Source organism: Streptomyces sp. NPDC055966 (assembly GCF_042269865.1).
Classification (GTDB): domain Bacteria; phylum Actinomycetota; class Actinomycetes; order Streptomycetales; family Streptomycetaceae; genus Streptomyces.
In genome coordinates this window covers 263,738-286,217 of the sequence record NZ_JBHJYK010000004.1, presented here as the reverse complement: position 1 = coordinate 286,217, position 22,480 = coordinate 263,738, and the positions used below count along the sequence as shown (strand labels likewise).

General features: G+C 70.5%; 22 protein-coding genes and 1 tRNA gene. 13 read left to right on the top strand and 10 right to left on the bottom strand.

What is annotated here, in order from left to right; translation table 11 throughout:
• The first annotated feature begins 374 nt into the window (after nt 1–374).
• The 6 genes from paaA (at nt 375) to ACFC8N_RS11050 (ending at nt 5,378) form a co-directional block, all read left to right on the top strand.
• Nucleotides 375–1,451, top strand: a complete 1,077-nt coding sequence (gene paaA / locus ACFC8N_RS11075) for a 1,2-phenylacetyl-CoA epoxidase subunit PaaA (RefSeq protein WP_356025964.1) — start codon at nt 375–377, stop codon at nt 1,449–1,451.
• A complete protein-coding gene (gene paaB, locus ACFC8N_RS11070) occupies nt 1,448–1,735 on the top strand; it encodes a 1,2-phenylacetyl-CoA epoxidase subunit PaaB (protein WP_030640248.1) in 288 nt (95 codons plus the stop codon). The genes paaA and paaB overlap by 4 nt, the downstream gene beginning before the upstream one ends.
• Entirely contained in the window at nt 1,732–2,463 is a 732-nt protein-coding gene (gene paaC, locus ACFC8N_RS11065) for a 1,2-phenylacetyl-CoA epoxidase subunit PaaC (protein WP_362820685.1), read from the top strand. The genes paaB and paaC overlap by 4 nt, the downstream gene beginning before the upstream one ends.
• Nucleotides 2,457–2,996 (top strand): 1,2-phenylacetyl-CoA epoxidase subunit PaaD, encoded by a 540-nt coding sequence (paaD, locus tag ACFC8N_RS11060; RefSeq protein WP_356025959.1) that lies wholly within the window; start codon nt 2,457–2,459, stop codon nt 2,994–2,996. The genes paaC and paaD overlap by 7 nt, the downstream gene beginning before the upstream one ends.
• The gene (locus ACFC8N_RS11055) at nt 2,996–4,060 is read left to right on the top strand and encodes a 2Fe-2S iron-sulfur cluster-binding protein (RefSeq protein WP_376287939.1); all 1,065 of its coding nucleotides are present in this window, start codon (nt 2,996–2,998) and stop codon (nt 4,058–4,060) included. Before paaD ends, ACFC8N_RS11055 begins: the two co-directional genes overlap by 1 nt.
• A gap of 175 nt (nt 4,061–4,235) precedes the next feature.
• Nucleotides 4,236–5,378, top strand: a complete 1,143-nt coding sequence (locus tag ACFC8N_RS11050; RefSeq protein WP_362820683.1) for an acyl-CoA dehydrogenase family protein — start codon at nt 4,236–4,238, stop codon at nt 5,376–5,378.
• Between the two features lie 287 nt (nt 5,379–5,665).
• Here the strand turns inward: ACFC8N_RS11050 and ACFC8N_RS11045 are convergent, their stop codons facing one another.
• The 4 genes from ACFC8N_RS11045 to ACFC8N_RS11030 all read right to left on the bottom strand — a co-directional run bounded on the left by ACFC8N_RS11045 (nt 5,666) and on the right by ACFC8N_RS11030 (nt 9,064).
• Entirely contained in the window at nt 5,666–5,995 is a 330-nt protein-coding gene (locus ACFC8N_RS11045; protein WP_071380514.1) for a rhodanese-like domain-containing protein, read from the bottom strand.
• Between the two features lie 92 nt (nt 5,996–6,087).
• On the bottom strand, nt 6,088–6,894 hold the full coding sequence (locus ACFC8N_RS11040; RefSeq protein WP_376287938.1) for a hypothetical protein: 807 nt from the start codon (nt 6,892–6,894) through the stop codon (nt 6,088–6,090).
• A gap of 273 nt (nt 6,895–7,167) precedes the next feature.
• Nucleotides 7,168–8,661: a DUF2252 domain-containing protein gene (locus tag ACFC8N_RS11035; protein WP_376288037.1), complete on the bottom strand. Its 1,494-nt coding sequence runs from the start codon at nt 8,659–8,661 to the stop codon at nt 7,168–7,170.
• Between the two features lie 319 nt (nt 8,662–8,980).
• Nucleotides 8,981–9,064, bottom strand: a tRNA-Leu gene (locus tag ACFC8N_RS11030).
• Between the two features lie 438 nt (nt 9,065–9,502).
• Between ACFC8N_RS11030 and ACFC8N_RS11025 the strand changes: the two genes are divergently transcribed.
• From ACFC8N_RS11025 to pknB, 6 genes are all read left to right on the top strand, one after another.
• Nucleotides 9,503–10,348 carry a DUF3662 and FHA domain-containing protein gene (locus ACFC8N_RS11025; RefSeq protein WP_356025949.1) on the top strand — a complete coding sequence of 282 codons (846 nt, stop codon included), beginning with the start codon at nt 9,503–9,505 and terminating at the stop codon, nt 10,346–10,348.
• 10 nt (nt 10,349–10,358) lie between these two features.
• Complete coding sequence (locus tag ACFC8N_RS11020; RefSeq protein WP_356025946.1) at nt 10,359–10,877, top strand: FHA domain-containing protein; 519 nt, start codon at nt 10,359–10,361, stop codon at nt 10,875–10,877.
• Between the two features lie 140 nt (nt 10,878–11,017).
• The gene (locus tag ACFC8N_RS11015) at nt 11,018–12,553 is read left to right on the top strand and encodes a Stp1/IreP family PP2C-type Ser/Thr phosphatase (protein WP_356026187.1); all 1,536 of its coding nucleotides are present in this window, start codon (nt 11,018–11,020) and stop codon (nt 12,551–12,553) included.
• A 27-nt stretch (nt 12,554–12,580) separates the two neighbouring features.
• Nucleotides 12,581–14,026 (top strand): FtsW/RodA/SpoVE family cell cycle protein, encoded by a 1,446-nt coding sequence (locus ACFC8N_RS11010; RefSeq protein WP_356025944.1) that lies wholly within the window; start codon nt 12,581–12,583, stop codon nt 14,024–14,026.
• Nucleotides 14,023–15,501 (top strand): peptidoglycan D,D-transpeptidase FtsI family protein, encoded by a 1,479-nt coding sequence (locus tag ACFC8N_RS11005; RefSeq protein WP_376287937.1) that lies wholly within the window; start codon nt 14,023–14,025, stop codon nt 15,499–15,501. Before ACFC8N_RS11010 ends, ACFC8N_RS11005 begins: the two co-directional genes overlap by 4 nt.
• 172 nt (nt 15,502–15,673) lie before the next feature.
• A complete protein-coding gene (gene pknB / locus ACFC8N_RS11000; RefSeq protein ID WP_356025939.1) occupies nt 15,674–17,662 on the top strand; it encodes a Stk1 family PASTA domain-containing Ser/Thr kinase in 1,989 nt (662 codons plus the stop codon).
• A 67-nt stretch (nt 17,663–17,729) separates the two neighbouring features.
• Here the strand turns inward: pknB and ACFC8N_RS10995 are convergent, their stop codons facing one another.
• The 6 genes from ACFC8N_RS10995 to ACFC8N_RS10970 form a co-directional block, all read right to left on the bottom strand.
• Nucleotides 17,730–18,494 (bottom strand): class E sortase, encoded by a 765-nt coding sequence (locus tag ACFC8N_RS10995; RefSeq protein WP_356025937.1) that lies wholly within the window; start codon nt 18,492–18,494, stop codon nt 17,730–17,732.
• A 42-nt stretch (nt 18,495–18,536) separates the two neighbouring features.
• Nucleotides 18,537–19,631 carry a class E sortase gene (locus tag ACFC8N_RS10990; protein ID WP_376287936.1) on the bottom strand — a complete coding sequence of 365 codons (1,095 nt, stop codon included), beginning with the start codon at nt 19,629–19,631 and terminating at the stop codon, nt 18,537–18,539.
• Entirely contained in the window at nt 19,628–20,266 is a 639-nt protein-coding gene (locus tag ACFC8N_RS10985; protein WP_356025933.1) for an aminodeoxychorismate/anthranilate synthase component II, read from the bottom strand. Before ACFC8N_RS10985 ends, ACFC8N_RS10990 begins: the two co-directional genes overlap by 4 nt.
• Nucleotides 20,263–20,424: a hypothetical protein gene (locus ACFC8N_RS10980; RefSeq protein ID WP_356025931.1), complete on the bottom strand. Its 162-nt coding sequence runs from the start codon at nt 20,422–20,424 to the stop codon at nt 20,263–20,265. The genes ACFC8N_RS10985 and ACFC8N_RS10980 overlap by 4 nt, the downstream gene beginning before the upstream one ends.
• 73 nt (nt 20,425–20,497) lie before the next feature.
• A complete protein-coding gene (locus tag ACFC8N_RS10975; protein ID WP_376287935.1) occupies nt 20,498–21,205 on the bottom strand; it encodes a class E sortase in 708 nt (235 codons plus the stop codon).
• 56 nt (nt 21,206–21,261) lie between these two features.
• Complete coding sequence (locus ACFC8N_RS10970; RefSeq protein ID WP_356025927.1) at nt 21,262–22,044, bottom strand: DUF881 domain-containing protein; 783 nt, start codon at nt 22,042–22,044, stop codon at nt 21,262–21,264.
• A gap of 102 nt (nt 22,045–22,146) precedes the next feature.
• Between ACFC8N_RS10970 and crgA the strand changes: the two genes are divergently transcribed.
• On the top strand, nt 22,147–22,401 hold the full coding sequence (gene crgA / locus ACFC8N_RS10965) for a cell division protein CrgA (RefSeq protein WP_356025923.1): 255 nt from the start codon (nt 22,147–22,149) through the stop codon (nt 22,399–22,401).
• Nucleotides 22,402–22,480 lie beyond the last annotated feature (79 nt).

The window sequence follows — 22,480 nt, the reverse complement described above, 5'->3', positions numbered from 1 at the left end:
CGTTCCCGTCCCCCGTCTCGGCTCGGTCATCTCGGTTCAGTCGGCCGGCCCCGCGGCCGGCTCAGGTGTACGGCGCCCGTCCCGGGTGCCCCACGGTTCCCGCACACCACGGTGCGGCGTCCGCACGGAACGGTACTCAGACCCGGCCGCCGAGCGCAGCCCCGGGTACGGGCCCGGCCCCGTGGTCCTCGCCACGCCGTACGGCACCGGACCCCGCCGTACCCGCCTCCGCTCCGGTTGTCCACAGGCCGCCCACCGGAGTTTTCCACAGCGGTTGACACTCCACAGCGCCCCGGCACACCATTGACACCACACGGACCGAACGATCGGTCGGGACAGTCTCCGCCGCAGAACCCGAGGTCAGGGGGACCGCAATGGCCACACCAGCCGCGCAGCGCACGGCCCGCACGGAGCCGGACGGCACGCCGGACACCGTCGACACGACGGCCTACCAGCGCGCTTTCGACGCGGCCGTGGCCGCCGACGAGCGCGTCGAACCACGCGACTGGATGCCCGACGCCTACCGCGCGACCCTGGTCCGGCAGATCGCCCAGCACGCGCACTCCGAGATCATCGGCATGCAGCCGGAGGCGAACTGGATCACCCGCGCCCCCAGCCTGCGCCGCAAGGCGATCCTCATGGCCAAGGTCCAGGACGAGGCCGGCCACGGGCTCTACCTGTACAGCGCTGCCGAAACCCTCGGCACCAGCCGCGAAGAACTGCTCGACAAACTCCACAGCGGCCGCCAGAAGTACTCCTCGATCTTCAACTACCCGACCCTGACCTGGGCCGACGTCGGCGCGATCGGCTGGCTGGTGGACGGCGCCGCGATCACCAACCAGGTCCCGCTGTGCCGCTGCTCCTACGGCCCCTACGCCCGCGCCATGGTGCGGATCTGCAAGGAGGAGTCCTTCCACCAGCGCCAGGGCTACGAACTGCTGCTGGCCCTCAGCAAGGGCACCCCGGAGCAGCACGCGATGGCCCAGGACGCGGTGAACCGCTGGTGGTGGCCCTCACTCATGATGTTCGGCCCGCCCGACGACGCCTCGCAGCACTCCGCTCAGTCGATGGAATGGAAGATCAAGCGCCACTCCAACGACGAGCTGCGCCAGCGCTTCGTCGACATCTGCGTCCCCCAGGCCGAGTCCCTGGACCTCACCCTCCCCGACCCGGACCTGCGCTGGAACGAGGAGCGGGGGCACTACGACTTCGGCCCGATCGACTGGGCGGAGTTCTGGGAGGTCCTCAAGGGCAACGGCCCCTGCAACGAACAGCGCATCACCCAGCGCCGCCGCGCCCACGACGAGGGAGCGTGGGTCAGGGAAGCAGCCGCGGCCTACGCCGCCAAGCACACCGGCCACACCGACAGCACCCGAACCACCGGACCCCGGACGACCGGACACCGGACAGGTCACGAGACGGCTCACGAGACAGAAGCGGAGCGAGCATGAGCACCACCGACTGGCCCCTGTGGGAGGTCTTCGTGCGCTCCCGGCGCGGCCTCTCCCACACCCACGCCGGCAGCCTGCACGCGCCCGACGCCGAGCTGGCCCTGCGCAACGCCCGCGACCTGTACACCCGGCGCGGCGAAGGCGTCTCGATCTGGGTCGTCCCGGCCGCCGCGATCACCGCCTCCTCCCCGGACGAGAAGGACCCGTTCTTCGAACCGGCCGCCGACAAGCCCTACCGCCACCCGACCTTCTACGACATCCCGGAAGGGGTGAAGCACCTGTGACCGCCACCGGCCCCGCCACCGTCCCCGTGACCGCCGCGCTCGCCCTCGGCGACGACGCCCTGGTGCTCTCCCACCGCCTGGGGGAGTGGGCCGGCCACGCCCCCGCCCTGGAGGAGGAGGTCGCCCTCGCCAACATCGCCCTGGACCTGCTCGGCCAGGCCCGGGTGCTGCTCTCACTGGCCGGCGACGAGGACGAACTGGCCTACCTGCGTGAGGAACGCTCCTTCCGCAACCTCCAGCTGGTGGAGCAGCCGGGCGGCGACTTCGCCCACACCATCGCCCGCCAGCTGTACTTCTCCACCTACCAGCATCTGCTCTACGCCGAACTGGCCGCAGGCGACGGCCCCTTCGCCCCCCTGGCCGCGAAGGCGGTGAAGGAGGTCGCCTACCACCGCGACCACGCCGAGCAGTGGACCCTGCGCCTCGGCGACGGCACCGAGGAGAGCCACAGGCGGATGCATGACGCCTGCGAGGCGCTGTGGAAGTTCACCGGGGAGATGTTCCAGCCGGTGGCGGGCCTCGACGCGGACTGGACCCGCCTGGACGAGCGCTGGCGGGAGTCCGTCGAGGACGTCCTCCGCCGTGCCACCCTGCCCGTCCCCGAGGGACCGCGCACCGGCGCCTGGTCGGCGGGCGCCGGCCGGCAGGGCCTGCACACCGAGCCGTTCGGCCGGATGCTCGCCGAGATGCAACACCTGCACCGCAGCCACCCGGGGGCGACATGGTGACCGCCACCGCCCTGGAGGCGGAACTGCTGGAGCTGGCCGGCGCGGTGCCCGACCCCGAACTTCCCGTGCTCACCCTGCGGGAACTGGGCGTCCTGCGCGCGGTGCACGTCCAGGGCACCGACACGGTCGACGTCGACCTGACCCCCACCTACACCGGCTGCCCCGCCATCGAGGCGATGTCCCTCGACATCGAACGGGTCCTGCGCGCCCACGGCATGCGCGAGGTCACGGTCCGCACGGTCCTCGCACCCGCCTGGTCCACCGACGACATCACCCCCGAAGGCCGCCGCAAACTCCGGGAGTTCGGCATAGCTCCCCCCCGCGTACGCGACGGCTCCGGCCCGGTGCCCCTGCCCCTCGGCCCGACCCGCACGAGCGCGACGCACGCCGCGGCCGACCCGGACCCCGTCCGCTGCCCGCACTGCGGCTCGGCCGACACGGAGCTGCTGAGCAGGTTCTCCTCCACGGCCTGCAAGGCGCTGCGCCGCTGCCTGGCCTGCCGTGAACCGTTCGACCACTTCAAGGAGTTGTGATGGCGCGCTTCCACCCGCTCCAGGTGGCCGCGGTCGACCGGATCACCGACGACGCCGTCGCCCTCACCCTCACCGTCCCGCCCGCCCTGCGCGCGGAGTTCCGGCACGCACCCGGCCAGCACCTGGCGCTGCGCCGCAGAGTCGACGGCACGGAGATCCGGCGCACCTACTCCATCTGCTCCCCCGCCCCCGACCCGGCCGGCCCGGGCCCGGACACGCTGCGGGTCGGCGTACGGCTCGTGGAGGGCGGCGCCTTCTCCGCCTACGCGCTGAAGGAGATCAACGTCGGCGACGAGCTGGACGTGATGACCCCGGCCGGCCGCTTCACCCTGGACCCGGCGCCGGGACTGTACGCGGCGATCGTCGGCGGCAGCGGCATCACCCCGGTGCTGTCCATCGTCACCACACTGCTGGCACGCGAGCCGGGGGCCCGGTTCTGTCTGATACGCGGTGACCGTACGGCCGCTTCGACGATGTTCCTGGAGGAGGTCGCCGACCTGAAGGACCGCTATCCGGAGAGGTTCCAGCTGGTGACCGTGCTCTCCCGGGAGGAGCAGCAGGCGGGTCTGCCGTCCGGCCGGCTCGACCGGGAGCGGCTGACCGCACTGCTTCCCGTGCTGCTGCCGGTCGAGCAGGTCGCGGGGTGGTTCCTGTGCGGGCCGTACGGGCTGGTGCAGGGCGCGGAGCAGGCGCTGCGCAAGCTGTCCGTGGACCGCTCCCGGATCCACCAGGAGATCTTCCACGTGGACGCGGGCTCGCCCCCGGCCGCTTCCGCCCAGTCCCCCGCGCACAGCACGGTCATCGCCCGGCTGGACGGACGCGGTGGCACCTGGCCGGTGCGTGACGGCGAGACGCTGCTGGAGACGGTCCTGCGCAACCGGCCCGACGCGCCCTACGCCTGCAAGGGCGGAGTGTGCGGTACCTGCCGCGCCTTCCTGGTCTCCGGCGAGGTCCGTATGGACCGCAACTTCGCCCTGGAGTCGGAGGAGACGGAAGCCGGGTATGTGCTTGCCTGCCAGTCGCATCCGCTGACGGAACAGGTGGAGCTGGACTTCGACCGCTGAGGGCTGCCCGGGCCGAATCGGGGGGTGGGGAGGGAGGGGGGAGGGGGAAGGGCCCCCAACACACCGAGAACCAACGCCTCTCCACCCCTCCCCCCTCCACCCCCATTCCCTTCTCCTAGAACCTGTTCTATCTTGACGCACCGTCAGATCACCGGACCCGCCGGAGGGACAGGCCGTGGACTTCACCTTCACCGAGGAGCAGCGGGCGGCGGCAGAGGCGGCGCGCGGAGTGTTCGCGGGCGTCGTGCCGGACGCGGTGCCCAGTCCGGCGCTCACCACCGGCGCCGTGACCGAGGGCTTCGACCGGGAGCTGTGGGCCCGGCTCGCCGAGGCGGACCTGCTGAGTCTGCTGCTCGACGAGGCGCACGGCGGCTCCGGTCTGGACGCGATCGCACTGTGCCTGGTGCTGCGCGAGTCCGCCCATGTGCTGGCCCGGGTACCGCTGTTGGAGCACAGCGCGGCGGCCGCGGCCGTACAGACCTATGGCGGGCCGGAGTTGGCGGAGCGGCTGCTCGCGCGGGCGGGGCGGGGTGAGCTGGTGCTGACCGTCGCGGCGCACGGCCGCAGCGGCCACGATCCGGCCGAACTGGCCGTGGGCGCACGGCGGGACGGGTCGGCGTGGGTGCTGGACGGGGTGCAGACGGCGGTGCCGTGGGCGTACGACGCGGACCTCGTCGTCGTGCCGGCGCACGTCGAGGGGACGGCGGCCGAGCGGACCGTGCTCGCGCTGGTGCCGCGCGAGCGGGACGGGGTGGTACTCGCCGAGCAGGTGTCCACCAGCGGGGAGCGGCTGGCCGAGGTACGGCTGACGTCGGTCCGGGTCGAGGCGGACGAGGTCGTCGAGGCGGACGGGGCGTGGGAGTGGCTGCACGCGCTGCTGGCCACCGGTACCTGTGCGCTGGCGCTCGGGCTGGGCGAGCGGGTCCTGAGGATGACGGCCGAGTACACCGGACAGCGCGAACAGTTCGGGTATCCGATCGCGACGTTCCAGGCGGTGGCCGTGCAGGCCGCGGACCGGTACATCGATCTGCGCGCCATGGAGGCCACCCTCTGGCAGGCCGCGTGGCGGATCGCCTCGGGAGCTCCGGGTGCGCTGCCCGCCGCCGGTGACGTCGCGGTGGCGAAGATCTGGGCGGCCGAGGGCGTGCGCCGGGTGGTGCAGACGGCACAGCATCTGCACGGCGGGTTCGGCGCCGACACCGACTGTCCGCTGCACCGCTATCACGCCTGGGCCAAGCACCTGGAGCTGGCGCTCGGCCCGGCGGCGGCGTACGAGGAGAGGCTCGGGGATCTGCTGGCGGCCCATCCACTGGGCTGACCGCGCCGGACCCGGCTCACGTCGGCCGAGCGGGCACGGGCCGAGCAGACACGAACCAAAGCCGGCACGAGCCAGGCGGGCACGGGCCAAAGCCTGCACGAGCCGAGCGGGCACCGGCCGAGCGGGCACGGCCGAGCGCGGGTGAGCCGGGCTCACATAGGCCGACGGCGTGGGGGCCAAGGGCGTAGGAGCCGAGCGCCCGCGGGTGAGCGCCCGCGGGTCGGTCGCGTGGCCGGGGGGGAGTCGTCCCGGCAGAGATGAAGCCCGGGCAGAGACGGCGGGGAAAGCTACAGGACCTGGCCGGGCTTGCCCTCGTCCGTGAGCACCGGGCGGCCTGCGGCCTGCCAGATCTGCATGCCGCCGTCGACGTTGACCGCGTCGATGCCCTGCTGGACCAGGTACATGGTGACCTGGGCCGAGCGGCCGCCGGAGCGGCAGATGACGTGGACGCGGCCGTCCTGCGGGGCGGCCTCGGTCAGCTCGCCGTAGCGGGCCACGAAGTCGCTCATGGGGATGTGCAGCGCCCCCTCGGCGTGGCCCGCCTGCCACTCGTCGTCCTCGCGGACGTCCAGCAGGAAGTCGCCGTCCTTGAGGTCCGCGACCTCGACCGTGGGCACACCAGCTCCGAAACTCATGTACCCGACGCTACCCGAAGCTCCCCGGTGCCAACCGAGGCACCTGCGCGGCTACGACCGGGTCCGGTGGCGGCTCAGGCCTGGCCCAGCAGGGCGGCCAGTTCGCTCTCCCGTTGGGCGATGTCCGCGCGCAGCCGGCCGGCGATCTCCTCAAGCAGGGCGTCGGGGTCGTCCGGGGCCAGCCGCAGCATGCCGGCGATCGCGCTCTCCTCCAGTTCACGGGCGACGTGGGTGAGCAGCTCCTTGCGCCGGGAGAGCCAGTCGAGGCGGGCGTACAGCTCCTCGGCGGCGCTCGGCAGGCGTTCGGACGGCACGGGGCCGGCCGCCCACTCCTCGGCCAGTTCCCGCAGCAGCGCCTCGTCGCCGCGGGCGTAGGCGGCGTTGACGCGGGTGAGGAATTCCTCACGCCGCTTCTGCTCCTCTTCCTCCTGGGCGAGGTCGGGATGGGCCTTGCGGGCCAGCTCGCGGTAGAGCTTGCGGGCCTCCTCGCTGGGCCGCACCCGCTCCGGGGGGCGTACGGCCTGGTCGGTGAGCATGGCGGTGGCCTCAGGGAACAGGCCGTGGCCGTCCATCCAGCCGTGCAGCAGTTCCTCCACGCCGGGGATCGGCAGGACGCGGGCGCGGGCCTCCTCGGCGCGGCGGATGTCCTCCGGGTCGCCGGTGCGGGCCGCCTTGGCCTCGGCGATCTCGGCGTCCAGCTCCTCGATGCGGGCGTAGAGGGGGCCGAGGCGCTGCTCGTGCAGCCGGGAGAAGTTCTCGACCTCGACGCGGAAGGTCTCCACGGCGATCTCGTACTCGATCAACGCCTGCTCGGCGGCCCGTACGGCCCGCTCAAGCCGTTCCTCGGGCCGGGGCGCCTCTTCGGCTTCCGGGGTCGTCATCCGACCAGAGTAGGTGGTGAGGATGCGGCATCCCGCCGTAGGGCTGAGGATCGTGCGCCTGCTGCGGGTTCGTGGGGGATCCCACGCCCGGGCGGCGCAGCCGCACGCCGGCACGGACGCACGCCCCTTGCGGGGTGCTGCCGCATGTCGACACAACCGCATGCCCCCCGACGGCGGCCACCGCACATCCGCACAGCCCCACGCCCCACAACGACCGCCACCGCACATCCGTACAGCCTGGCGTCCGTTGGGGCGCGGTCACACCGTCTCTGTTCACACCCCCGACTCGGCCGCGATCCGCCCCGCGCGGACCGCTGTCACCAGTGCCGCGTGGTCCGCCTCGGTGCGGTCGGCGTAGGCGACGGCGAACGCGGCGATCGCCTCGTCCAGTTCCGTGTTCTTGCCGCAGTAGCCGGCGATCAGCCGCGGGTCGGCGCTGTGGGAGTGGGCGCGGGCCAGGAGGGCGCCGGTCATGCGGCCGTAGTCGTCGATCTGGTCGGGGGCGAGGGCGGCGGGGTCGACGCTGCCCTTGCGGTTGCGGAACTGGCGGACCTGGAAGGGGCGGCCGTCGACGGTCGTCCAGCCGAGCAGGATGTCGCTGACCACCTGCATGTGTTTCTGGCCGAGGACCACCCGGCGCCCCTCGTGCTCCGCCGGCGGGGTCTCGAAGCCGGCGGTGGCCAGGTGCGGGACCAGAGCGGACGGGCGGGCCTCCTTCACCTGGAGCACCAGTGGCTGTTCGCGGTGGTCGAGGAGCAGGACGACGTAGGACCGGGTGCCGACGCTGCCGGTGCCGACGACCCGGAAGGCCACGTCGTGCACGGCGTGCCGGGCGAGCAGCGGGTGCCGGTCCTCGCTGAGGGTGTGGACGTAGTGCTCCAGGGAGGCGGCGACCGCGGCGGCCTCGGCGTCGGGGATCCGGCGCAGTACCGGAGCGGCGTCGATGAAGCGGCGTCCGCCGTCCTCGGCCACCTGGGTCGACTTGGCGGCGAACCGGCCGCTGGTGTTGGCCCGTGCCTTGTGCGAGACGCGCTGGAGGGTGCCGAGCAGATCGTGGGCGTCGGTGTGGGAGACCAACTCCTCGTCGGCGATGGCGTTCCAGGCGTCCAGCACCGGCAGTTTGGCGAGGAGGCGCATGGTGCGCCGGTAGGCGCCGACCGTGTCGCGTGCCGCGGAGCGGCAGGTGTCCTCGTCGGCGCCGGCTTCGCGTCCGGCGAGCACGAGGGAGGCGGCGAGCCGTTTCAGGTCCCACTCCCAGGGGCCGTGCACGGTCTCGTCGAAGTCGTTGAGGTCGATGACGAGGTCGCCGCGGGGGTCGCCGTACAGGCCGAAGTTGGCCGCGTGCGCGTCGCCGCATATCTGGGTGCCGATCCGGGTCATCGGTGTGCGGGCGAGGTCGTGGGCCATCAGTCCGGCCGAGCCGCGCAGGAAGGCGAACGGAGTGGCGGCCATGCGTCCGACGCGGAGCGGGGTCAGCTCCGGGATGCGGCCGGCGTTGGACTCGACGACCGCGGTGACCGCGTCGGGGCGGGCGGGGTCCGGGTCGAGGATGCGGTGTGCGTCCCGCGGCACGCTCGTCCGCAGTGCCTTGCCCTCGTCCTTGGGCGAGCCCTGCCGTGGCCATGCGGCGAAGCCGCGCACCCGGGGCAGCCGACGGCTCCCCCGCGCCACCACGTGCCCGCCCGTCTCCGCCACCGCGTGACCGTCCGTCCCCGCCTCCGCGCTCACACCCGCGTGACCGTCCGTCTCCGTGCCCGCGTCCGCCATCACTTCCACACCGGTCAACGCGACCGCCTCCCCCGAACACCGAACGCCGAACATCGCGACCCGGACCGCAGAGCGAGCAGCGGGCGCCGAACGATCCTCCGCACGAACATCAACTCGTGCAGACCGTACAGCCGGTGGCCGTCACGCGTCAGACCCTGTGGATAACTCCCTGTGGGCAACCGCGCCGTGGGACGCGCGCCGTGGAGCACTGCGAGAAGAGAGCTTCCTCACACGACGCACACAAAATCAGGCAGCCGTACAACGGCCGTACATACGACTACGGGCCCATCGTTTTCACGATGGGCCCGTAGCCTCTGTGTGCGCGAGGGGGGAGTTGAACCCCCACGCCCTTGCGGGCACTGGAACCTGAATCCAGCGCGTCTGCCTATTCCGCCACCCGCGCATTGGGTGTGTCTTCCGGTTCCTTCCCTTTCGGGCCGGCCCCTTCCGACATCCAGAACATTAGCACGTCGTACGGGGTGGGTTCACATCCCTTTCCGCGGCCCCGGCCCACGCCCCTGACCACCGGTTCCTGCCCGCGCCGGCGTCCCGTCCACGCCTCGTACGCGCGCCGCCCGCGCCCCGTGCGGACCCCTTGCGCCCCGCGCGTCGTCGCACGTATCAGCGAGACCCGGTTCACGTATCAACCTCGTACCGGTACCCGCCGTCTGCCCAGGAGGCGGGCCGGGTCCACAGCCGGGTGCGGGACACTGGTCTGCGCGCGCCTCTACGATCCATGGCAGGAACCGGCTGATCGCCGGGCGCGTAGATACGATCAGTGAGCAGAGCGCAGTAGTACAGAGCACGGCAAGGGAAACGGCAGGGACGGAGGAGGTGCCCCATGGGAGTCCTGAAGAAGTTCGAGCAGCGTCTCGAAGGCCTGGTGAACGGCACCTTCGCCAAGGTCTTCAAGTCCGAGGTCCAGCCCGTGGAGATCGCGGGCGCGCTCCAGCGTGAGTGCGACAACAACGCCACGATCTGGAACCGCGACCGGACCGTCGTACCGAACGACTTCATCGTGGAGCTGAGCGCGCCGGACTACGAGCGGCTCAGCCCGTACTCCGGGCAGCTCGGCGACGAGCTGGCCGGGATGGTGCGCGACTACGCCAAGCAGCAGCGCTACACCTTCATGGGACCGATCAAGGTCAATCTGGAGAAGGCCGAGGACCTCGACACCGGTCTGTACCGGGTGCGCAGCCGCACTCTCGCCTCCTCCAGCAGCCAGGCGGCCCCGCAGGCCCCGCAGGCGGCACCGGGCGCCGGTGGCCACGGAGGGCAGCCGGCCATGCCGGCCGGTGCGCCCCCGATGCCGTCGTCGCCGCCGCCCGGCGGTGCCCGCCCCGGCGGTTACGGCTACCCGCAGCCCGCCGGACAGCGGCCGGCGGCCGCTCCCGCGAGCGGCGGGCGCACCCGCTACTGGATCGAGATCAACGGCACCCGCCACCAGATCTCCCGCCCGACGCTGGTGCTGGGTCGCAGCACCGACGCCGACGTGCGGATCGACGATCCCGGCGTCTCGCGCCGGCACTGCGAGATCCGGACCGGAACGCCCTCGACGATCCAGGATCTCGGCTCCACCAACGGCATCGTGGTGGACGGGCAGCACACCACCCGCGCTACGCTCCGCGACGGCTCGCGGATCGTCGTGGGCAGCACCACCGTTATCTATAGGCAAGCCGAAGGGTGAAGCGGGGGCAATGTCAGAGCTGACCCTCACGGTCATGCGGCTGGGTTTCCTGGCCGTACTGTGGCTGTTCGTGATCGTGGCCGTGCAGGTCATCCGCAGCGACCTGTTCGGTACGCGCGTCACCCAGCGCGGATCGCGTAGGGAGGCCGGGCGCCAGCAGCAGGCGCCCCGGCAGCAGGCCGCGCCGCCCCCGCCGCAGCGCGGCCAGCAGAGCGGCGGCAGGCGCGGGCGCGGCGCCCCCACCAAGCTGGTCGTGACGGAAGGCACACTGACCGGCACCACGGTCGCGCTGCAGGGCCAGACGATCACTCTGGGCCGGGCGCACGACTCCACGATCGTGCTGGACGACGACTACGCCTCCAGCCGTCATGCCAGGATCTACCCGGACCGCGACGGCCAGTGGATCGTCGAGGACCTCGGCTCCACCAACGGCACCTATCTGGACCGGTCCCGGCTGACGACCCCCACACCGATCCCGCTGGGCGCGCCGATCCGCATCGGCAAGACCGTCATCGAGCTGCGGAAGTAGTGCTACGTCATGAGTGAGCGCGAGCGGAGCGAGCACGCAGCGGCAGGCCGCCACCCGGCCGCCGGCGCGCTCCCGACCGGAGGGTGGGCAGTGTGGCTCGACACGACCGGCTGTACCCGGAACCGACGGGCGAGGTGGGCATGAGTCTGTCACTGCGCTTTGCCGCCGGATCGCACAAGGGCATGATCCGGGAGGGCAACGAGGACTCCGGTTACGCGGGGCCCCGGCTGCTCGCGATCGCCGACGGCATGGGCGGCCAGGCCGCCGGTGAGGTCGCCTCCTCGGAGGTCATCTCCACCCTGGTCTCGCTCGACGACGACGTGCCCGGCTCCGACATCCTCACCTCGCTCGGCGTCGCCGTGCAGCGCGCCAACGACCAGCTGCGCGCCATGGTCGAGGAGGACCCCCAGCTGGAGGGCATGGGGACGACGCTGACCGCGCTGCTGTGGACCGGGCAGCGGCTCGGCCTGGTGCACGTCGGCGACTCCCGCGCCTATCTGCTGCGCGACGGGGTGCTGACCCAGATCACGCAGGACCACACCTGGGTGCAGCGGCTCGTGGACGAGGGCCGGATCACCGAGGAGGAGGCGACCACGCATCCGCAGCGCTCGCTGCTGATGCGCGCCCTCGGCAGCGCCGAGCACGTCGAGCCCGACCTGTCGATCCGCGAGGTCCGGGCCGGCGACCGCTACCTGATCTGTTCCGACGGGCTCTCCGGCGTCGTCTCCCACCAGACGATGGAGGAGACCCTCGCCAGCTACCAGGGCCCGCAGGAGACCGTGCAGGAGCTGATCCAGCTCGCGCTGCGCGGCGGCGGCCCCGACAACATCACGGTCATCATCGCGGACGTGCTGGACCTGGACACCGGCGACACCCTCGCCGGGCAGCTGTCCGACCAGCCGGTCGTGGTCGGCGCGGTCGCCGAGAACCAGCACCATCTGCACGACAACGGCATCATGCAGACCCCGGCCGGCCGCGCCTCGCACCTGGGCCGCCAGGGGCACGGCGGCGGCGAGTTCGGCCCGCCCGGCTCCGGCGACCCCGACGGGTACGTCCCGTCGGGCGGCTTCGCCGACTACGCCGACGGCGACTTCACCAAGCCGCGCCGGCGCGGCTGGCTGAAGGGAACGCTGTACGGCGCCCTCGCGCTCGCCGTGATCGGCGGCGGCCTCTACGGCGGCTACCGCTGGACGCAGACGCAGTACTACGTCGGCACCAAGGACGAGCACGTGGCGCTGTACCGCGGCATCAGCCAGGATCTGGCCTGGGTGTCGCTGTCGAAGGTGGAGAAGGACCACCCCGAGATCGAACTCAAGTACCTGCCGCCGTACCAGCAGAAGCAGGTCAAGAACACGATCGCGGCGGGCGGTCTCCAGCAGGCCGAGACGAAGATCGAGGCGCTGTCGGTGCAGGCCTCCGCGTGCAGGAAGCAGGCGGAGCGCACGGCCGCGGAGTCGCAGAAGAACGCGAGGACGGGCCAGGGCCAGGCCGGGGGCACCACGGGAACCACCCGTACCTCCCTCGCGTCCAAGGCGACACCGACGCCGCACCCATCCGGTTCGACGTCGGCTTCGAAGAACCCTTCGAAGCCGCCGACCGCGTCCGCCACTCCCAACCCCGGCCCGAGCCTCTCCGAGGATGAGCAGAAGGTCGTCGATCAGTGCGGCAAGCAGTAACCCCGCCGCGAGAGGCCCTGTCACACGATGAGCAGTACGACTAACCCGCCGACGCATCACACGTCCACGATCGGCGCGATCGGCGCGCCGAGCCGCCGCAACACCGAGCTGGCCCTGCTGGTCTTCGCCGTGGTCATCCCGGTGTTCGCCTACGCCAACGTGGGTCTGGCCATCGACGGCAAGGTGCCCGCCGGGCTGCTGGCCTACGGTCTCGGGCTCGGTCTGCTGGCCGGTGTCGCCCATCTCGTCGTACGGAAGTTCGCGCCGTACGCCGACCCGCTGCTGCTGCCGCTGGCCACCCTGCTCAACGGGCTCGGCCTGGTGTGCATCTGGCGGCTGGACCAGTCCAAGCTGCTCCAGCAGATCCATGTCGCGGGCGGCAAGGCCACCAACCAGCTGCTGTACACGGCGATGGGCATCGCGCTGTTCGTCGTGGTGCTGATCTTCCTCAAGGACCACCGGGCGCTGCAGCGCTACACCTACATCTCCATGGTGGGCGCGCTGATCCTGCTGCTGCTGCCGCTGGTGCCGGGTCTGGGCGCGGACGTCTACGGCGCCAAGATCTGGATCTCGGTCGGCAGTTTCACCATCCAGCCCGGTGAGTTCGCCAAGCTCGTGCTGGCGGTGTTCTTCGCCGGCTATCTGATGGTGAAGCGGGACGCGCTGGCGCTGGCGAGCCGCCGTTTCATGGGGATGTACCTGCCGCGCGGCCGTGACCTCGGGCCGATCCTCGTCGTCTGGGCGATCTCGATCCTCATCCTGGTCTTCGAGACCGACCTCGGTACGTCGCTGCTGTTCTTCGGCATGTTCGTGATCATGCTGTACGTCGCCACCGAGCGGACCAGCTGGATCGTCTTCGGTCTGCTGATGTCGGCGGTCGGCGCCGTCGGCGTGGCGAGCTTCGAGCCGCACATCAAGGTGCGTGTGCAGGCCTGGCTGGACCCGATGCACGAGTACGTGCTCAGCCGCACCCCGGGCGTCACCGGTGTCCACTCCGACCAGCTGCAGCAGGCGCTGTGGGCGTTCGGCTCGGGCGGCACCCTGGGCACCGGCTGGGGCCAGGGCCACTCGGAGCTGATCCGGTTCGCCGCCAACTCGGACTTCATCCTCGCCACCTTCGGCGAGGAGCTGGGGCTCGCGGGCATCATGGCGATCCTGCTGGTCTACGGCCTGATCGCCGAGCGCGGCATCCGTACCGCCCTGGCCGCCCGCGACCCGTTCGGCAAGCTGCTGGCCGTCGGCCTGTCCGGCGGCTTCGCGCTCCAGGTCTTCGTCGTGGCCGGCGGTGTGATGGGTCTCATCCCGCTGACCGGTATGACGATGCCGTTCCTCGCCTACGGCGGTTCCTCCGTGATCGCGAACTGGGCGCTGATCGGCATCCTGATCCGGATCAGCGACACCGCGCGCCGCCCGGCGCCCGCCCCCGCCGCCAACCCCGACGCCGAGATGACCCAGGTGGTCCGCCCGTCATGAACAAGCCCCTGCGCCGGATCGCGATCTTCTGCGGCATCCTCGTGATGGCCCTGCTGCTCCGCGACAACTGGCTCCAGTACGTCCAGGCCGACTCCCTGCGCACCAACACGAACAACCGCCGTGTCGCCATCGAGCGGTACGCCTCCCCGCGCGGCGACATCGTCGTCGACGGCAACCCCATAACGGGCTCCGCCGAGGCCAAGCACGGCGACTTCAAGTACAAGCGGACCTACAAGGACGGGCCCATGTGGGCCCCGGTCACCGGCTACTCCTCGCAGGCCTTCGGCAGCACCCAGCTGGAGAGCATCGACGACGGCATCCTCAGCGGCACCGACGACCGGCTCTTCTTCCGCAACACCCTGGACATGATCACGGGCAAGCAGAAGCAGGGCGGCAACGTCGTCACCACGCTGAACCAGGCCGCGCAGAAGGCCGCGTTCGACGGTCTGAAGGCGCAGGGCGGCAAGGGCGCGGTCGTCGCGCTGGAGCCGTCCACCGGCAAGATCCTGGCGCTGGCCTCCTACCCGTCGTACGACCCGTCGTCCTTCGCGGGCAACAGCACGGACGTCGACTCCAAGAACTGGACCAAGCTCCAGAAGAGCAACGACCCGGCCGACCCGATGCTGAACCGGGCGCTGCGCGAGACGTACCCGCCGGGCTCCACCTTCAAGGTGGTCACGGCGGCGGCCGCGCTGGAGAACGGGCTGTACACCTCGCCCGACACCGCGACGAACTCGCCGCTGCCGTGGATCATGCCGGGCACGACGACGCCGCTGAAGAACGAGGGCAACATCCCCTGCAAGAACGCCACGCTGCGGGCCGCCCTGCAGTACTCGTGCAACTCGGTCTTCGGCAAGATCGGTGCCGACCTCGGCAACGCCAAGATGCTGGAGGAGGCGAAGAAGTTCGGCTTCGACTCCCCGCAGGACACGCCGGTCCGCGCCTACCCCTCGGTGTTCTCCGACAAGATGAACTCGTCGCAGACGGCGCTGTCCTCCATCGGCCAGTTCAACACCGCCGCGACCCCGCTGCAGATGGCGATGGTCGCCTCGGCGGTCGCCAACGACGGCAAGCTGATGAAGCCGTACATGGTGGACAAGCTCCAGTCGTCCAACCTGGACACGCTGTCGCAGACCCAGCCGCAGGAGCTGAGCCAGCCGCTGTCCTCGAAGAACGCGCAGATTCTCCAGGACATGATGAAGACGGTGGTCGAGCAGGGCACCGGTACGAACGCGAAGATCAACGGCATCACGGTCGGCGGCAAGACCGGTACCGCACAGCACGGTGTGGCGAACAGCGCCAACCCGTACGCGTGGTTCATCTCCTTCGCCAAGATGCCCGACGGCAGCTCGCCGGTGGCGGTGGCCGTGGTCATCGAGGACAACAGCGCCAACCGCGACGACATCTCCGGCGGCGGTCTGGCCGCGCCGATCGCCAAGAACGTCATGCAGGCGGTCATCCAGTCGAAGAAGTGACCCCCATCACGTCTTCTTCACAACGTTGCACGTTGCGATACCGGTCCTGTATCGGGTTCCGGGCTTGGCCAGGTCACACAAAGCGAGCCGGGTACGGTAGGCCCGGACGGCAGCCTCCGGCGGCGCACGGACGTGCGCGGCCGGGACCGACGGAGAGGGCTGGTAGGTAGCTATGGAAGAGCCGCGTCGCCTCGGCGGCCGGTACGAACTGGGCCAGGTGCTCGGTCGTGGTGGCATGGCGGAGGTCTACCTCGCGCATGACACCCGCCTCGGCCGCACCGTGGCAGTGAAGACCTTGCGCGCCGACCTGGCACGCGACCCTTCCTTCCAGGCCCGGTTCCGCCGGGAGGCCCAGTCGGCCGCCTCGCTCAACCATCCCGCGATCGTCGCGGTCTACGACACGGGCGAGGACTACATCGACGGGGTCTCGATCCCGTACATCGTGATGGAGTACGTCGACGGCTCCACGCTCCGTGAGCTTCTTCACTCCGGCCGCAAGCTCCTGCCGGAGCGGGCGATGGAGATGACCGTCGGCATCCTCCAGGGCCTGGAGTACGCCCACCGCAACGGCATCGTGCACCGTGACATCAAGCCGGCGAACGTCATGCTGACGCGCAACGGCCAGGTCAAGGTGATGGACTTCGGCATCGCCCGCGCCATGGGCGACTCCGGAATGACGATGACGCAGACGGCGGCGGTCATCGGCACGGCCCAGTACCTCTCGCCGGAGCAGGCGAAGGGCGAGCAGGTCGACGCCCGCTCGGACCTCTATTCGACCGGCTGTCTCCTCTACGAGCTGCTGACGGTACGGCCGCCGTTCGTCGGCGACTCCCCGGTGGCCGTGGCCTACCAGCATGTGCGCGAGGAGCCGCAGTCGCCGTCGGTCTTCGACCCCGAGATCACGCCCGAGATGGACGCGATCGTCCTGAAGGCGCTGGTCAAGGACCCGAACTACCGCTACCAGTCGGCCGACGAGATGCGCGTCGACATCGAGGCGTGCCTGGACGGCCAGCCGGTCGGGGCGACGGCCGCACTGGGCGCGGTGGGCTACGGCGGCTACGGCGACGACCAGGCGACCACGGCCCTGCGCCCGGACGCCGGCGGGCCCGCGGGGGCGACGACCATGCTCCCGCCGATGAACCCGGACGACGGCGGCTACGGCTACGACGACTCCCCGGGCCGGCGGCGCCAGCAGCCGAGGAAGTCCCACACCTCCACGGTCCTCCTGGTCGTCGCGGGCGTGCTCGTCCTGATCGGCGCGATCCTGATCGGCAAGTGGGCGTTCAGCGGGAAGTCCGCCGACACCTTCGACGCCCCGAACTTCGTCGGCTCCACCTACGCCGACGCCCAGAAGATGGCGGTCAACTCCGACCTGAAACTGGGCCCGCCCACCCGCAAGCCCTGCGACAACCAGCCGAAGAACTCGGTCTGCTCCCAGGACCCGACGGCGGGCACCCAGGTGAAGAAGGGCGACACGATCACACTGGTGGTGTCGACGGGGGCGCCGAAGGTCCAGGTTCCGGACGTCCGTGGCATCCAGTTCGACCAGGCCGAGTCCCAGCTGAAGGACAAGGGCTTCGAGGTCGACCGGAAGGACGTGGTGTCCTCCCAGCCCGCGGGTGTCGTCACCGCGCAGAACCCCGACGGCGGCACGGAGAAGGAGAAGGGCTCCACGATCACCCTCACCGTCGCCAAGCCGGAGGAGAAGGTGACCATCCCGGGCGACCTGGTCGGCAAGTCCTGTGACGACGCGAAGTCCGAGCTGACCCAGCTGGGCCTGGCACCGAGTTGCAACGACAGCCCGACCACCGACCAGACCCAGGACGGCAAGGTCCTCTCGACCAACCCGGCGGCGGGCACACAGGTCGTCAAGAACACCGGCGTCGTGATCAACGTCGGCAAGTTCCAGGGCGGCCAGCCGACGCAGGGCCAGGTCCCGAACGTCACGGGTCAGAAGCTGTCGGACGCGACGAAGATCCTCCAGCAGAGCGGCTTCACGAACATCCAGGTCAACGGCGCCAACGATGACAACGCCCGGGTCCTCGGCCAGTCGCCGGCACAGGGCACCCAGGCTCCGACCAACACCCAGATCGTGCTGACCACCATCGACGTCGGTGGCGGCAACGGCAACGGCGGCATCTTCGGCGGCAACAACGGCTGACCGGCACTGCCCCGCTCACCGCGAAGGCCCCGCAGCTCTCCGAGGAGCAGCGGGGCCTTCGTCGCGCTCAGCCCCGCAGCTCCGCCGGCGGCGTCCGCTCGCTGTCCACCTTCTGCACCCGGACCAGTTCGCCCCACACCACGTACCGGTACTCCGAGGTGTACACGGGGGTGCAGGTCGTCAGGGTGATGTAGTGGCCCGGCCTGGTCTTGCCGGATTCCTTCGGGATCTGGGAGATGACCTTGACGTTGTACTTCGAGGTCTCGGGGAGGATCGAGTAGACCTTGTAGACGTACCAGTCGTCCCGGGTCTCGAAGACGATCGGGTCGCCCTTCTTCAGCTTGTCGATGTTGTGGAACTTCGCGCCGTGGCCGTCCCGGTGCGCGGCGAGGGTGAGGTTGCCGTCCTTGCCGGTCATGGGCAGCGCGGCCTTGACCGGGTCGGTGTAGTAGCCGGCCACGCCGTCGTTGAGGACGTCGGTGCCGGTGCCCTTCTCGACCAGCACCTCGCCGTTCTTCATCGCGGGCACGTGCAGGAAGCCGATGCCGTCCTTGGTGTCCAGCGCGCCGGGGCCGGAGTCCTTCGCCCCCTGGGACTGCGCCCAGTGCTGACGTACCTTGTCGGCCTGTTTCTCCGCTTTGCGGTCCGCTATCACGTTCGTCCACCACAGGGAGTAGACGACGAACAGGGCGAGCAACAGCCCTGCGGTGATGAGGAGTTCACCGAAGACGCTGACCGCGGTCGCGATCCGTCCGGGACGCCGGCGGCGCGCGGCGGGCTCCGGCTCGGACGCGTCCGTGTGCTCTTCGGTCTCGTCGGCGGTCGCTGCCACTGTTCCCTCTGCCCCTGTGTGATGAACCCTGCTCGATGAGCCCTACTCGATGAGCGCGTCCGGCTTGCCCTCGCTGCGCGGGCGTTCCTGGACCATCTTGCCCCAGACGATCAGCCGGTACTTGCTGGTGAACTCCGGCGTGCAGGTGGTGAGGGTGATGTAGCGGCCGGGCCGCGTGAAACCGGAGCCCCTCGGGATCGGGTCCAGCACGCTGGTGTTGGACGGCGAGGTCACCGGAAGCGTCGACGTCACCTTGTACACGTAGTACGTGTCCTGCGTCTCGACCACGACCGCGTCGCCGGCCACGAGCCGGTTGATGTACCGGAACGGTTCGCCATGGGTGTTGCGGTGCGCCGCGAGCCCGAAGTTGCCCGTCCTGGCGTCGGGCATCGCCGTCTTCAGCGGCGCCTCGCCGTAGTGCCCGACCATGCCCTTGTCGAGCACCTTCGCGTTGCTGACGCCCTCCGCGATCGGCGCCACCACGTCCAGCTTGGGAATGTGCAGGATGGCGAAGCCCTGGCCCGGCGCGAACACGCCCGGGTTGCGCTTGCCGCTCGCCCAGTCGTCCTGGAGCTGGTGCGCCTCGCTGCCGGCCTGCGCGTGCGCGCGGACGTTGGTCCACCACAGCTGGTAGGTGACGAACAGCAGCATCAGCACGCCGGTGGTGATGAACACCTCGCCGATCGCCCGGCTCGCGATCACGCCCGGGGACGGCTTGCGCAGCCGCGCCTGCCGCCGGGCCTCCACCCGGGACAGCGGCCGGTCCGGCTCCTCCGGCGGCGCCGTGGCGGACGCGCTCTCCCGGCCACCCCCGTGCCGGCCGCCGCCACGCCCCCCGCCACGGCGCTTGGCGGCCTTTCTGCGGGCCGCACGCCCACCGGTCGCCACTGCGGACACGGCAGGGGCTGAAGAGGCCACAGAGCCGCGTACAGGCTCGCCCTGCGGGCCCGACAGCGGATCGAGGGCCGGATCGGGGACCCGCAGCGCCATCGTCTCGTCGTCGAGGGGGTCGCGGTACGGCTCCCCGTAGGGCTCCCGCGCCTCCTGCCCATCCCACGACCCGAGCGCACCGGAAGCCTCGTACGACTGATCCCCGTACGAGGCATCGGTCTCGCGCTCCGGGCGCAGGGCGGTCACGCCGTGGCCCTGCCCACCACCGGGGCGAGCCCCGCCGACCTCGCCACGGCACCCTGGTCGCCGCACTCCACCAGCCAGTTGGCCAGCATCCGGTGCCCGTGCTCGGTGAGCACCGACTCGGGATGGAACTGCACGCCCTCGACCGGGAGTTCACGGTGGCGCAGGCCCATGATGATGCCGTCGTGGGTGCGGGCGGTCACCTCCAGCTCGGCCGGGACCGTGTCCGGCTCGGCGGCCAGCGAGTGGTACCGGGTCGCCGTGAAGGGGGAGGGCAGGCCCGCGAAGACGCCCTTGCCCCCGTGCTCGACCGGCGAGGTCTTGCCGTGCAGCAGCTCGGGCGCCCGGTCCACGACACCGCCGTAGGCCACCTGCATCGACTGCATGCCGAGGCAGACGCCGAAGACGGGCACGCCGGTGGCCGCGCAGTGGCGGACCATGTCGACGCACACCCCGGCCTGTTCCGGCGTGCCCGGGCCGGGCGAGAGCAGCACGCCGTCGAAACCGTCCTGGGCGTGCGAGGTCGACACCTCGTCGTTGCGCAGCACCTCGCACTCGGCACCCAGCTGGTACAGGTACTGGACGAGGTTGAAGACGAAGCTGTCGTAGTTGTCGACGACGAGAATCCGCGCACTCACTGGTTGTTCACCGTCACATCGTTGAAAGGCAGCAGCGGTTCGGCCCACGGGAAGACGTACTGGAAGAGGACGTAGATCACGGCCAGAACCAGTACGAGCGAGACGAGCGCCTTCAACCACGCGTTCCCCGGCAGATGCCGCCAGATCCAGCCGTACATGCCGTTCCTTGCCGTCCCTTCCGAGTCCCTACGGCACCTGACGCACGCCGTAACGCCACCAGACTAACGGCGACTACCGGCGCAGGGCCGCCGGTTCGCCCGCCTCCACGGACTGCGTGGAATCCAGGTGCGCCCAGACGATCAGCCGGTGGCTGTGCCCCCATTCCGGATCACAGGTGGTCAGCGTCAGATACCGGCCCGGACGCGTGTAACCCGACGTACGTGGCACAGGGTCGATCACCTCGACGTCCGTCGGCACGGTTTTGTAGGGCCCTTTGTCGATCCGATACGTGAACCAGGTCGTCCCGTCGGTGAGCACCACCGCGTCGCCCGGCCGCAGCTTCGGAAAGTCCAGGAACGGGTCGCCGTAGGTGCGCCGGTGGCCGGCCACCGCGAAGTTGCCCTCCTGGCCGAGCCGAGCAGTGCCCCGGTAGTGGGCGAGCCCCTTGGCCAGCACGTCCCGGCCGGTGCCCTCCGCCACGGGCTTGTTCCACGTGAAACCGAACCGCGGGATGTACATGATCGCGAACGGCTCTCCGTAGTGGTACGGCGCCGGGTCCGACACGGTCACCGTCGTCGTGGTCGTCGTGCCGTCACCCGAGGTGTGCACCGCCGGCTGCACACTCCCCTTCGACCACTGCCGGTGCAGCTGGTCGATCTGGTCGCTCATGGCACCGTCGGCCCGCACACCCGTCCAGAACAGGATGTAGGCGACGAAGAGCACGATCAGGGCGCCCACGGTGATGCACAGTTCGCTGAAGGTCCTGACGATCACACGCACCGGCGCCTCCGGAACGGGCGGCTGACGGACGGCTGCTGCCCGTGCTGGTGCTACCGCTACTGCACGGGCTTCGCGTAGTGCAGATCCACTGTGCCCGAGTAGCCGGGAAGAGTCACCGTCCCGTCGTCGGTGACTTTCCAGCCGAGGCCGTAGACGTTGACGTACACCATGTAGGTCTGGATCGCCTTGCTCGCGGCGAGCGCCTGCTGGAGCCTGCCCGGGTCCCCGACGGCCGTGATCTTGTACGGCGGTGAGTAGACGCGGCCCTGGAGGATCAGGGTGTTGCCGACGCAGCGCACGGCGCTGGTGGAGATCAGCCGCTGGTCCATGACCTTGATGCCGGTCGCACCGCCCTGCCACAGGGCGTTCACCACGGCCTGGAGGTCCTGCTGGTGGATGACCAGGTAGTCGGGCTGGGGCGCGGGGTAGCCGGGAAGCTTGGCGGTGGCGTTGGGCGGGGCGTCGTTGAGGGTGACGGAGAGGCCGTGGCCGGTGAGCGGCTGGGTCCCGGCGCTCGACTCCAGGCCGCTGAGCTCGCGGTCCTGGGCCTTGCTGGTGCCGCCGTCGCTCTTGGCGAGGGATTCGACGCTCTCGCGCAGGGTCGCGTTGGACTCGTCCAGGCCCTTGTTCTTGCGGCTGCGCTGCTGGATCAGGTCGGACAGCTTCAGCAGGGAACCGTCCTGGCGGATGTCGGTGCCCTTGGCCGTGTCGAAGCTGGTGAAGAAGATGAGCCCCGCGAGAGCGAAGACGGCGGCCGTGAGGACGCGCACCGGACGCGGTCGGCGTCCCGTGCCCGAACCCGTTGATCCCGTCCCGGGGGAGTCGGCAGAATTGCTCAACGTACCCTTGTCTCTTTCGGCGCCACGGAAGCACTACGCTAACGGACGCGCCCGACCCAGTTACCTGCGCGGCCACGCAGCGCATCGACAGGAGAGACCCTCGTGCCGAAGTCACGTATCCGCAAGAAGGCCGACTTCACGCCGCCGCCGGCGAAGCAGGCACAGGCGATCAAGCTGGGCAGCCGAGGCTGGGTAGCCCCGGTCATGCTGGCCATGTTCGTGATCGGCCTGGCCTGGATCGTCGTCTTCTACGTGACCGACGGCTCGCTGCCCATCAACGCCCTGGGCAACTGGAACATCGTGGTCGGCTTCGGCTTCATCGCCGCCGGCTTCGGTGTCTCCACGCAGTGGAAGTAACGCTCCCGTAGCTCTCCCCAGGGCTGTCCACTGAGTTATCCACAGGCGTTGTCCACATGGGGAAAAGAACGACGATCTG